The 11,734-nt window shown below is 31.4% G+C and carries 13 protein-coding genes; 10 read left to right on the forward strand and 3 right to left on the reverse strand.

Annotation, left to right across the window (positions count from 1 at the left end):
- Positions 1-2: 2 nt before the first annotated feature.
- From BMY33_RS10030 to BMY33_RS10040, 3 genes are all read right to left on the reverse strand, one after another.
- Positions 3-1,214, reverse strand: a complete 1,212-nt coding sequence (locus BMY33_RS10030) for a serine hydrolase domain-containing protein (protein WP_091407977.1) — start codon at positions 1,212-1,214, stop codon at positions 3-5.
- A gap of 11 nt (positions 1,215-1,225) precedes the next feature.
- Complete coding sequence (locus tag BMY33_RS10035) at positions 1,226-3,592, reverse strand: outer membrane beta-barrel protein (RefSeq protein ID WP_091407979.1); 2,367 nt, start codon at positions 3,590-3,592, stop codon at positions 1,226-1,228.
- 179 nt (positions 3,593-3,771) lie between these two features.
- Positions 3,772-4,530 (reverse strand): helix-turn-helix domain-containing protein, encoded by a 759-nt coding sequence (locus tag BMY33_RS10040; RefSeq protein WP_091407980.1) that lies wholly within the window; start codon positions 4,528-4,530, stop codon positions 3,772-3,774.
- Between the two features lie 326 nt (positions 4,531-4,856).
- On the opposite strand from BMY33_RS10040, the gene BMY33_RS10045 reads away from it, so the two are divergent.
- The 10 genes from BMY33_RS10045 to BMY33_RS23775 all read left to right on the forward strand — a co-directional run bounded on the left by BMY33_RS10045 (position 4,857) and on the right by BMY33_RS23775 (position 11,729).
- The gene (locus BMY33_RS10045) at positions 4,857-5,252 is read left to right on the forward strand and encodes a type III secretion system chaperone family protein (RefSeq protein ID WP_027393404.1); all 396 of its coding nucleotides are present in this window, start codon (positions 4,857-4,859) and stop codon (positions 5,250-5,252) included.
- A 4-nt stretch (positions 5,253-5,256) separates the two neighbouring features.
- The gene (locus BMY33_RS10050) at positions 5,257-5,970 is read left to right on the forward strand and encodes a PspA/IM30 family protein (RefSeq protein WP_091407982.1); all 714 of its coding nucleotides are present in this window, start codon (positions 5,257-5,259) and stop codon (positions 5,968-5,970) included.
- Positions 5,971-6,035: 65 nt separating this feature from the next.
- The gene (locus BMY33_RS10055) at positions 6,036-6,350 is read left to right on the forward strand and encodes a YbjQ family protein (RefSeq protein ID WP_091407983.1); all 315 of its coding nucleotides are present in this window, start codon (positions 6,036-6,038) and stop codon (positions 6,348-6,350) included.
- Positions 6,351-6,563: 213 nt separating this feature from the next.
- Positions 6,564-7,235, forward strand: a complete 672-nt coding sequence (locus BMY33_RS10060; protein ID WP_170837054.1) for a hypothetical protein — start codon at positions 6,564-6,566, stop codon at positions 7,233-7,235.
- Positions 7,236-7,247: 12 nt separating this feature from the next.
- A complete protein-coding gene (locus tag BMY33_RS10065; RefSeq protein ID WP_091407986.1) occupies positions 7,248-7,892 on the forward strand; it encodes an SPFH domain-containing protein in 645 nt (214 codons plus the stop codon).
- A gap of 16 nt (positions 7,893-7,908) precedes the next feature.
- Positions 7,909-10,008, forward strand: coding sequence for a flotillin family protein (locus tag BMY33_RS10070; protein WP_091407988.1), 2,100 nt, complete (start codon positions 7,909-7,911; stop codon positions 10,006-10,008).
- Between the two features lie 211 nt (positions 10,009-10,219).
- Entirely contained in the window at positions 10,220-10,471 is a 252-nt protein-coding gene (locus BMY33_RS10075; protein WP_091407989.1) for a hypothetical protein, read from the forward strand.
- A 37-nt stretch (positions 10,472-10,508) separates the two neighbouring features.
- Positions 10,509-10,808: a hypothetical protein gene (locus tag BMY33_RS10080; RefSeq protein WP_091407991.1), complete on the forward strand. Its 300-nt coding sequence runs from the start codon at positions 10,509-10,511 to the stop codon at positions 10,806-10,808.
- Positions 10,809-10,820: 12 nt separating this feature from the next.
- Entirely contained in the window at positions 10,821-11,180 is a 360-nt protein-coding gene (locus tag BMY33_RS10085; protein ID WP_091407992.1) for a DUF3592 domain-containing protein, read from the forward strand.
- A 69-nt stretch (positions 11,181-11,249) separates the two neighbouring features.
- Entirely contained in the window at positions 11,250-11,729 is a 480-nt protein-coding gene (locus BMY33_RS23775; RefSeq protein WP_091407993.1) for a hypothetical protein, read from the forward strand.
- The last annotated feature ends 5 nt before the right edge of the window (positions 11,730-11,734 follow it).

Consider the following 11,734-nt stretch of genomic DNA (forward strand, 5'->3'; position numbering starts at 1 on the left):
GTTTAAACCTTCTGATTTTTATACTTCCTAATACGCTTAATCATTTTTCTTATTACTAGTATTACAATTAGAATGAGAAAAACTGAAATCAACATCAAAGTTATATACAATTTAGTTCTACTTGGATCGGCTGCCATATAAAAGAGCACGTCTTGTCCTAATTGCTCTCCATATTCAGAATTAGTAAATAAAACATATCCCCAATCCTTTTTGGGATCCAAAAGAAACCAACTAGTAAACCCTATATTATTTCCTCCGTGACAGTAAATATCAGTAAAAGGCAGCAATATATTTGTAAAACCAAGTGTATATCTAACATCAAAATCATCATAAGGAACTTTAGAATGGGGTTTGAGTAACTCCTCATAACTTTTCTCTGATAACACTTCCTCATTCATGACAGCAATCATCCATTTGGAAAAATCTAATGATTCTGAGTGAATAGAAGCAGGTGAAGAAAAAATTCCATCTTCTTTTTTTACCCAATAATTATTCTTCCAATCTACCCAGTCATTATTTTCGTCATATGGTTCTGCTTTATGTTTTCTGGTATAATTATTCTGAATGTAGACAGAATGTTCCAACCCTACTGATTTCCCAATTCGCTTCTGAAACTCCGCTTCCAATCCGTCATCATCAGTATTTAAAATATGTTTTAATACTTGAGTTACATATTGATAACCTTCTCCAGAGTAAAAATAATCCGTACCTGGTTCAAACTGAATTTTTAGAATCTTATCATCATCATCCTCACGCCAATTCTGAAAACCAGCCTGATGACTTAATGCCATTCGTGCCGTAATCTTTTTATACCGTTTATCATAAGCGATATCAGGATATTCTAAATATTGATACAATGGTTTATCTAAATCAAGTAATCCTTCTTCAACAAATGTCATTACAAAAAAACCAAATACTGGTTTTGACATAGAAGCTCCTTCAAAAATTGTTTGTTTTGTTACCGGTAAATTCTTTTCTACATTAGCATATCCATCAACTTTATGATACACTACTGCTCCATTATTTATTACTGCAATAGAAATCCCCGGAATTTTGTATTCATTCATTTTAGCCTTTATAAAAGCATCTAATGAATCTTTTGGTATATCAAAACCTAGGTAACTATCTATTACATCACCGTCTTTAGAAGCACAACTTATAAAAAGACAACCAATTAGAACAATAACGCTAAACTGTTTTATAAACTTTATCATACTACGTTATTTTAATTTTTATCGTCTATTCTCTGCTGTTCATCTTCAGACACATTACTTCTGTTTTTCTTTTTGCTAAACTTAGAACCAAAATTATAATTTAGCTGAAAAAATATATTTTGTCTTGGCCAATTATTTACAATAGTTGCATTCACATTGTCATAATTAATAGCACCATAAAATTTTCTATTCAGAATTTCTTCAAATTCTATACTAACCTTTAAACGGTCATTCATAAACTTCTTACTTATAGCAACATCTATTCCTGCGATCCATTCATAATCTATTTGTCCTTCTAAACCACCCGTAGAATAATATCCAGATACTTCAGAATTTATCCCCCAAGGTAATTTATACTCTGCGCTAGTATACCACGTTAAACTCCATTTTGATAAATCCAACGCAGGTGTTAACCTTTCTGACTTGTATTCATTATAATTTACAATTATTCCTGTATACCCATCTAATCCCTTTATAAAATCCAATGGTCCAAATAAGCTTGCTGTAAAATTATTGTTTTCCGCAAGGTTTATAACTGAACGAGAAGTTTCTGCCGATGTATCATTTTGAGTAATAATCTCAAATAAAGCATCTTTTGTTTGTCCATAGCTAACACTAAAAAAAGGCTGGTCTTCATAAGTAAGATTAAAACGGAAGCTATTAGTAAAGGCCGGTTTTAAGTTTGGGTTCCCTTCTTCAAAAGTAAATGGGTCATAATAATACACAAATGAATTTAAAGAACTATATGATGGTCTTTGTATTCGATAACTATACGCTACATTAGCCCCAAGTTCTTCAGTTATTTCTCTCCCTAAACTTACACTTGGAAATAATTTAGAGATCTTTCTGGATCTTGTTTCACTCTGAGTGATCGAAGTTCCTTCTGTATCACTTTCTTCCCAACGTAATCCACCTGAAAAAGACCATTTATTATATTTTGCATTAAACTTTGAATACACAGCCAAAATACTTTCATCTATTAAGAATCGATTACTTTGGTTTGCATTATCTATAAATTCTCCTTGGTCATTTTCGGTAAAAGCCTGTAGATCACTATCAGAATTTACCTGCGAATACTTTGCTCCAGCTCCCCAACTAAAATCATCATTTTGTGTTCTTTTATAATCTCCTTTATAAGTAAATATTTCATAATTAGCATCTTGAAAATATCGCTGATCATCATAATCTACTATACTTTCTTCGGTTTTAAACAGATTATTTTCGTTTTCAAAAGTATAATCAATATAATTAAAATCTAATGTTACTTTATTCTTTTCATTATCATATTCATAATAGGGGTTTACAGTATAAGTAACCCTATCTCTGTCATAACTATTATCCGTCAATAATGAAGTTGATGATAAACCATTGATAATTGTTGTATTATTTTTTGTAACTCTATCTGATAACGACTGAATTCGATTTGCATTTAAGCCAATTGTATTTTTATCATTCACATAATAATCAAAACCACCACTTACCCTAAAAGTTTCTGGATCATACGGCGAAATAGATGTTTGATTATAAGTCTCATCTAATACCTGCCTTGATATAATTAAATCTTCTCGCCAAGAAGACTTATTGTAACCTGCACTAGCCTGCCAATTTAATTTATTTTTATAGCTAGCTACAGATGCACTAGTCCCATAAGTAAAATCATCGACATATCCGATTGTACTTTTTATATTTCCATGAGTACCTAATTTTACATTCTTCTTTAAAATAACATTAATTAATGGTCCAGACCCTTCCGCATCATATTCAGCTCCTGGTTGTTGTATCAGCTCTACTCTAGCTATATTGTCAGCTGGCATTTCTCTTAAGAGAGATGAAACATCCATATAATCTGTTGTTTTTCCATTGATCAATATTCTTATATTTCCTTGTCCTCCATAATTTAAACTCCCATTGGTTACAATCACTCCTGGAATTTTTTTCATCACATCCTGTAGATTTGTATTAATCATTTCAGATTTTTCGATATCAACAATTAATTTTTCCGCAGTTTGTTTGATAATTGGTTTTTTATAAGTGATCAATACCTCATCTAGTTGTTCTGATTGTAATACAAAATTCATTGACAATTCTTTCCTTTCATCACTAAAGCTAAAGGCTTCTGACACCTTACTTTCATAACCCAACAGGGATACTTCGATTCGGTAGACACCTGCTTTAATGTTTTCGAAAAAATACGCTCCCTTTTCTCCTGTGGCCATAGCTGAAATAGCTTGATCTACTTTATCTTGATAAAGAATAACATTAGCAAATATTAAGGGCTCTTGATTTTGATCAATGATACTCCCCGCAATAGAGTTTTGAGCACTTATCGTTTTTACTATGACAAGCATAATAAAGAATAGTGTTTTTTTGATTTCCATAACTTTTCGTTTCTTGATTGATGATGGAACAAATGTAGATTCACACTATCGTATTATAAAGTAGATTCTGTCCAATCGGGTCAAAAAACAGCTGAATGCGTCTATTTTTACTACTAGGTTATAAAACAAAAAAAGAGGAGCATTCGCTCCTCTTTTTTTATATATTATGGATAAAATAATTATCCCAACTTTTCCTTCATTCTAAATAATTCTTGTTCTATCATCTGTAGTTTCCCTTCCATCCCATCTGCAAATTCAGGGATACGTTTACAAAACACATAGCGCACTCTCCACATTTCTTTAATTTCAGAAATTGGATATTCATCATCTTCGATATTTTTATGATCCGCACGTAATACAACACTATTTTTGGTAATGTACAGCCTTCTAAAGATTAGTTTAGTATCTGTTAAAGCAACCACTAGCGTTCCATTATTCAGTTTCTTAATAACATCTGATGGTACTTGCTCTCCAATCACTATATCTTTTGGATAGAATCCTTGATCATGATTAGTCATTTCTAAATTTAATACTGTATAACCTCTAAAAATTTTAGCTGGATTCACCGGTAATTGAATCGTAGGGAGTTCTTTGACAAAGTTTTCTTTACCATATAATGATATATACTCACTAGATGTACTTTCCGTAATACAAGGAATCAAGGCAAACTGTTCACGCTTTACATCTTCTGCATATGTTGTAAGATCTCCCTTAAATTTTAAAAGCTCATTTACGGTTAACTCACTAGTTAACAACTTATCTATTTCTATGCTAAAATAATTAGCTATTTTAATTATCGTATCTATCTTAGGCTCACTTCTACCCTCCTCATAAGCGCCTAAAGTCCCTCTTTTCAGGTCAAAAAGCTCAGCAAAAGCTTGCTGACTTAAACTTTTAACGCTTCTAATTTTTTTAATATTTTTTCCAAAAAATGACATTTTTGCTAATTTTATTTGCAATTATAAAAATTTATTGTACTTTTACACTAACAATATTAGCTAATATATTTATTAAATGCTAATTTTAGTAGAAATACTTTTTATAAGTATATAGATTTTGGGCAAAATCGAAACATTTACTAAAAACTTTAGCAAACAACTAATTCATTAATCCTAAAACAACAACATACCCATGATATCCTTAGTACAGTACATTGTCAATTTAGCCGTCGATATAGTAGAAAAGTTATCTTACTTTTTGTAATATTGATACTAGGTCAGAAACAAGAAATAAATTACTAATAATCAATCAAAACAACCATCACATGCAAGATCACTTCCAACTGGTGAAAGATTACTTATTGAAACTTAATTTTAACATCATTCACGAAAACAGTGGCGATGGAATTATTATGATCAGTAAAGAAAATGAAGGAATTAAAAATCTAATTATTGGTGTAGCATTACCAATATTAATTATTGAACAGCATATTTTCAATATTAAAAACAAAAACGAACTGGTATATCGCAGTTTACTGCAAAAAAACAGGGATATCGTTCATGGAGCTTTTGTTCTGGATGAAACTGGAGAAAAGGTAATCTTTAGAGATACTTTACAGTTAGAAAATCTTGATTTAAATGAATTAGAAGGAACTCTAAACTCTTTAAGTCTATTATTAAGTGAATACTCGCAACAAATTATAAATTTTTCAAAATATTAATATTATGAACTTTTTCAAAAGACTATTTAAAATAGGTGAAGCAGAAGCACATTCTGCTATCGATAAGATGGAAGATCCAATCAAAATGACTGAGCAAGGAATACGAGATATGAAAATTGATCTCGAAAAAAGCTTAGAAGCTCTAGCTCAAGTAAAAGCATTAGCTATCCGTTCTAAAAATGACACCGAAGAGTTTGCTGCAAAAGCTGAAGATTATCAGCAAAAAGCAATGCTTATTCTTAAAAAAGCACAAAATGGAGATTTAGAGAGCGTAGAAGCTGATCGATTAGCAAAAGAAGCATTGATCAAAAAAGAAGAATCCCTACAGCATGTAACTCGTGGTAAAGTTGAAACAGAAAAATTCGAAGGTTCTGTATCTCAGTTAGAAAAGAATGTAGGAGAAATCAAACAGAATATAAGCAAGTGGGAAAATGAGTTAAAAACTCTAAAAGCAAGAGTAAAAGTATCTGCAGCTACTAAAAATGTAAATAAACAAATGGCAGAAATTGATAGTTCTAGTACAGTATCTATGTTAGAAAGAATGAAGGATAAGGTCAATCAAGAAGAAGCTTTAGCAGAAGCTTATGGAGATATCGCTAATGCATCAAAATCTATAGATGATGAGCTTGACAAAGCTGTTGATATTACAAAAACGAATGCAGAAGATGATTTAGCTAAGCTAAAAGAGCAATTAGGCCTGAATAACAAAAAGAAATAAAAGCTACTAATACCCAGACACTTTTAGTCCATTCAGCAAATTATTAACAAAAAAACTAATAAATCATGGTAACATCTACGACAGAAAAGATACCTAATAAAGAAGTAATTCAAATTTTAGGAATAGCAAGAGGAAGTACAGTGAGAGCAAGAAATATTGGTAGAGATGTTTTTGCAGGACTAAAAAACATAGTTGGTGGAGAAATTGAAGAGTATACTAAACTACAAGCGCAATCCAGAGAGCAAGCGTTGCGCCGAATGAATCAGGATGCGCAACGATTAGGAGCGGATGCAGTTATTAATGTGCGATTAACAACTTCTATGGTGATGCAGGGAGCATCAGAAATTTTAGCATATGGAACTGCAGTAAAACTTAAATAATGAGGATATGGAAATTTTATTTGTAGGACTTTTTTGGGCATTTCTGATTACCTCTTTGATCTACTTAATTATTCGAAGAATTAAAGTTTACAAAACAGAAGATTTTGAAAAGAGAGATAACTAAATATTTTTTTAATTAACTAAATAACTAAGACATTGAAAGAATTGGTCGACATAGCTTTTTCGCAAGTAAACATAGTATTAACGATACTTATGATTTTATTAATCTTGTATTGGTTATTTACAATGATTTCAGGAGTTGATTTTGATCTAGATGTTGACGTAGACATTGATGTCGATGTCGATGCAGATTTAGATCTGGATATGGATACTGATAGTAATATCGAAGGTGGAAATCTAGATTTTGAAGATATTGCCAATACAGAAGTTAATAAAGAAGATGTTGTTGGAAAAAGAAGAAAACCTTTAAAATGGTGGCAAATTCTTTTGATTTACTTCAATTTTGTTGGTCTACCATTTATGTTCACATTCACATGCTGGATATTTATATGGTGGTTATGTACTACGATATCAACAAGTTTGACTCATAGCTATAATAATGATATTGGATTCATTTTCTTCCTCGGAGGAATTATTCCTTCTCTATTAATCACTAAAGTTTTTACCACTCCTTTCAAAAGTTTTTTTAAAAACCTAAATAAAGATGGAGATGCTCCAATCGATTTAATAGGTAGAAAAGGAGTAATTCAATCAACAATATCAGAAGACAAAATGGGTTCCGCAGAAGTAGTAGTAGAAGGAAATCCAATGTCTATATATGTTAAATCTTTAAACGGAGAGCAAATAAACTATAATCAGGAGATTTTGATAATAAAACGATCAGGAGACAAGAACTTCTATTATGTACAATCTTATAACGATTAAAATAGACTAATAATGCAAGAAAGCTTACTCTCATTTATGGGTATAGTAATTAGCTTCATAATATTACTTATTACGTTTTATTTTGTGCTTTTTTTAAAGTTTTACAAAAAACCAAAACAAGGGCAGGCAATTGTTAGATCAGGACTTAAAGGAGTACAAATTGGTATACATAAAGGAGTATATGCAATCCCATTTTTTCACACATTAGAATACGTAGATCTTACTACTAAACAATTAAATATTGAACACAAAGAAAATGAAGGGGTTGTTTGTAAAGATTTTATAAGGGTAGATATAAAAATCAATTTTTGGATAAGAATTTCTACTACTCCAGATGATATTTTGCGAGTTTCAAATGCTTTTGGCTGTAAAACAACTTTTGATCAAATGAAAATAAACGACATATTCCGAGCAAAATTCTCAGAAGCTATAAAAACTATTGCTTTTACATATGAATATGAAGTTTTACATGATAAAAAAGCAGAATTTAAGAACGAAATTTTACTTCTAATAGGAAAAGAGCTCAATGGGTATATACTTGATGATTGTATTATTGAATACATAAAACAAACACCGATTGTGTTTCTAAATCCTAGTAACATAATAGATTCAAAAGGAATTAAAAAAATTAATGAATTAACCGAAATTAAAAACTAATAAACACTAAACTATTATGACAAACATCTTACCATTCATTGGCATAGGAATAGGCTTAATTCTATTCTTAATCATTGTATACTTTGCGATCATCGCAATGTTTTATAAAAAAATTCCTCAAGGGCAAGCTCTTGTTCGAACAGGATTTAAAGGTACCCAGGTAGCTACTGACAAAGGGCTTTACGTAGTTCCTGTATTCCACAAGGTGGAAATTATGGATATATCCGTTAAGAAAATTCAAATAGAACGTTTAGGAGGAGATGGATTAGTCTGTAAAGATAATATGAGGGCAGATATAAAAGTAGCCTTTTTCGTAAGGGTTAATAGCGATGTAGATTCCATTAAAAAAGTAGCTCAAACAATTGGTTGCGAGAGAGCATCTGAAGTATCAACCTTAGAAGAACTATTTGAAGCCAAGTTTTCAGAAGCTCTAAAAACAGTAGGGAAGAAATTTCAATTTACTGAATTATATGAGGCAAGACGTGAATTTAGAGATGAGATTGTAAACATTATAGGTACTGATCTTAATGGATACACATTAGAAGATTGTGCTATTGACTATTTAGAGCAAACACCTGTTTCGTTCTTAAAAATGGACAACATATTAGATGCAGAAGGTATCAAAAAAATTACCGAATTAACCGCTGCACAAAACATGAAAGCTAACCTAATCAAGCGTGATGAAGAAAAAGTGATTCGTAAACAAGATGTAGAAGCGCGTGAAGCTATTTTAGAATTAGACAAGCAATTAGCAGAAAAAGAAGAACAACAAAGAAGAGAAATAGCAAACATAACTGCTCGCGAAGAAGCAGAAATACTTAAAGTCGCAGAAGAAGAAAGACTAAAATCGGAAACTGCTCGTATTGCTACACAAGAAAAAGTAAAAGTTGCAGAAGAAAATATGCAACGCCAGATCATCGTAGCAGAGAAAAACAAACAACGTACTGATGCTGTAGAAACAGAAAGAGTAGAAAAAGATAGAATGCTAGAGGCTACAGAACGTGAGCGTATTGTAACCTTGGCTCAGATCGAAAAAGAAAAAGTTGTAGAAGTTGAGAAGAAAAACATTCAAGATGTAATTCGTGATCGCGTTACTTTAGAAAAAGGTGTGGTAGAAGAGCAAGAGAATATGAAAGATATTCAGGCATTTAAGACCGCAGATCGTGATAAGCAAGTAAAAATTACTGTTGCCGAAGCAAATGCTCAAGAAGCATTAATTACAACTATCAAAGCTGCCGAAGCACAAAAAGAAGCTGCTAAACAAAAAGCGGAAGAAATAAACATTGAAGCACAAGCACAAAAAGAAGCTAGTGAAAAAGAAGCAGAAGCTCGTAAAACACTAGCGGAAGCAACTGCTAAAGAAGAAGCAACAATCGGAATGTCTGAAGCTCAAGTAATGCACGCTAAAGCTGATGCAAATGAACGTCAAGGTATTGTAGAAGCTTCTATTATTGAGAAAAAAGCCAAAGCAGAAGCTGCAGGAATCTCTGCCAAAGCAGAAGCCCTAAAAGAAGAAGGTGTAGCAGAAGCTGAAGTAATCAAAGAAAAAGCACTTGCCAAAGCAATTGGTGATAAAGAAATTGCATTAGCAGAAGCAGCTGGAATAGAAGAGAAAGCAGAAGCAATGAAAAAACTTGACGGTGTTGGTAAAGAACACGAAGAGTTTAAATTACGATTAGATAAAGAATTACAAGTAGACTTAGCTGAAATAAATATCCATAAAGAGATCGCAGATGCACAAGCAGAAGTAATCGGAGAAGCCCTAAAAGCTGCTAATATTGATATCGTAGGTGGAGAGACTATGTTCTTTGATCAAATCGTTGGTCAAATTACTAAAGCTAAAGGATTTGATAGATTAGTAAAACACTCTGATAATATTCAGGATGTAAAAGATGCCATTTTAGGAAGCGATGATATAAAAGGAAATCTTTTAGAAAAAGTAAAAGAATTTGCTACTAAATATGGGGTCTCTTCAGAAGACATCAAAAACCTAACGATAGCTAACATTCTGATGGATCTAAAACAGAAGTCTACCAATGAAGAAGAAAACACTTTATTTAGTAATCTGTTTAATCTAGCTAAAGGACTAGGGTTATCTGACAAAAAATTGAAATAACATTCATAAAAATTCTCCTCCATTATCCGGAGGAGAATTCCATCCACTCGAAGTGGAAATAAAATAATAGGAATCTGCAATACTTTATGAATACCATCATAAATACATTATTAGACCCATAAAAGTCAATCCCTGAAAGTCTTGAACTCTCTTTGGGGTAGCGAGTGATTGACTAGATGGGATTTGTTTAACTTTTAAAATACGGTTTAATATGGGAGGATTTGGCTCGGCGCAAGGAATGATAACTTCCTTGAAGAATAATAGCAGAAGGAACAAACGTGAAGCTTTTGATAGATGGACTAGTTCTGATAAAGAAAGTAATGGCATAGAAGTAGAACCTGTTTCAGAAGAAGTTCTAATAGAAATTAGAAATAAAATTCAGAAACAAAATCGAATAACCACTATAAAAATAACAGTAGTTATTGTGATTGGCATCATAGCAACAACTTGGTTGTTATTCTAATAAATCATTGAAATATCAATTGTAAACTTGAAAACGTATGAGTGCAATTTCGGGAATGAACATTTCGATGAAGAATAATAATCGAAGAGGTAAGAGAAAAGCTTTTAGTAATATTAGCGGCGAATCAGATACTGAAAGTAAAGGAATTAAAGTAGAACAGGTCTCAGAAGAACTACTGATTAAAATTAGAAAGAAAATAAAGCAACAGCAAAAAGCAACAAAAAAAAGAAATATCGTTATTGCGATTATTAGTTTGCTTTTAGTAACTCTTGTTTTTTGGGCTATAATACTCCATTTTCAAAATGATCCTGGAGTTAGTTTTGGACCTTTTAGATAAAAAAAAAGAATTATGAACAAAAAATTTTTAGGATTAATAGCAGTATTATTTATAGCTGTTGGAGTTTTAGCATTTAACACCTACCATAAAAAAGAAGGATTAATAAAAAATGGTACTAGCACAACTGCAGTAATAGAAAAAATTTCAACAAACAAAATTGATAATGAATTCTCGCCCACAGTAGAGAATATTCATATCAAATATAAGTATACAGTAAAAAGCAAAGAGTTTACAAAAACACAAGAAATTTCAAGACATGAACATGATTTATACTTTGCAAAAACTGGCAAAACAGGAGATTCTATAAAAATCCTGTATGACTCAGAAAAACCTACAAATTCTATAATTGAGAAAATTAAACAGCATAAGTAGTTTTCTCAAGTTCAATCTGAAATCAGAAATTAAGATCAAATCAAAAACTTAATAAAAAAGAAGAAATAAATGACTCCCAATATCCATTTCTCGGAGAAACAAAAATTCAGTCAATCTTGGCTATGGATATTAATACTCATTTCCGGAATAGCACCTATCCTATATCTTTTTAACTCTAAAGATATTGAAATAACTACGCTTATAATTGTTATCTGTTCTTTTGCTTTAGTCATTTTAATTTTTGCTTTAATGAAGTTAGAAACGATAATTAAAAATGACGGAATCTATATTCGTTTTTTTCCGTTTCATATTAAATTTACACAATATAATTGGGACACTGTTAAACAGCTATCTATTAGAAAATATGATCCAATTTATGAATATGGTGGATGGGGCATAAGAATGAGCTTTGGAGGAAAAGGGAAAGCATATAATGTTTCTGGAAATACTGGATTACAATTAGAATTCAGAAACAATAAGAAATTATTAATAGGAACTAATAAGCCTGATGAACTTTCTGAAGCTTTGAAAAAAATTGGCAAACTTTAATCAAC

The organism is Aquimarina amphilecti, from assembly GCF_900109375.1.
Classification (GTDB): domain Bacteria; phylum Bacteroidota; class Bacteroidia; order Flavobacteriales; family Flavobacteriaceae; genus Aquimarina; species Aquimarina amphilecti.

Bases quoted from the DNA above. Each gene is read 5' to 3' on its own strand.
- BMY33_RS10075 (WP_091407989.1), top strand. From the start codon at position 10,220: ATGGGAGGATTTGGCTCGGCGCAAGGAATGATAACTTCCTTGAAGAAT.
- BMY33_RS23775 (WP_091407993.1), top strand. From the start codon at position 11,250: ATGACTCCCAATATCCATTTCTCGGAGAAACAAAAATTCAGTCAATCT.
- BMY33_RS10040 (WP_091407980.1), bottom strand. From the start codon at position 4,530: ATGTCATTTTTTGGAAAAAATATTAAAAAAATTAGAAGCGTTAAAAGT.
- BMY33_RS10070 (WP_091407988.1), top strand. From the start codon at position 7,909: ATGACAAACATCTTACCATTCATTGGCATAGGAATAGGCTTAATTCTA.
- BMY33_RS10055 (WP_091407983.1), top strand. From the start codon at position 6,036: ATGGTAACATCTACGACAGAAAAGATACCTAATAAAGAAGTAATTCAA.
- BMY33_RS10035 (WP_091407979.1), bottom strand. From the start codon at position 3,592: ATGGAAATCAAAAAAACACTATTCTTTATTATGCTTGTCATAGTAAAA.
- BMY33_RS10060 (WP_170837054.1), top strand. From the start codon at position 6,564: ATGATTTTATTAATCTTGTATTGGTTATTTACAATGATTTCAGGAGTT.
- BMY33_RS10065 (WP_091407986.1), top strand. From the start codon at position 7,248: ATGCAAGAAAGCTTACTCTCATTTATGGGTATAGTAATTAGCTTCATA.
- BMY33_RS10080 (WP_091407991.1), top strand. From the start codon at position 10,509: ATGAGTGCAATTTCGGGAATGAACATTTCGATGAAGAATAATAATCGA.
- BMY33_RS10050 (WP_091407982.1), top strand. From the start codon at position 5,257: ATGAACTTTTTCAAAAGACTATTTAAAATAGGTGAAGCAGAAGCACAT.
- BMY33_RS10045 (WP_027393404.1), top strand. From the start codon at position 4,857: ATGCAAGATCACTTCCAACTGGTGAAAGATTACTTATTGAAACTTAAT.
- BMY33_RS10030 (WP_091407977.1), bottom strand. From the start codon at position 1,214: ATGATAAAGTTTATAAAACAGTTTAGCGTTATTGTTCTAATTGGTTGT.
- BMY33_RS10085 (WP_091407992.1), top strand. From the start codon at position 10,821: ATGAACAAAAAATTTTTAGGATTAATAGCAGTATTATTTATAGCTGTT.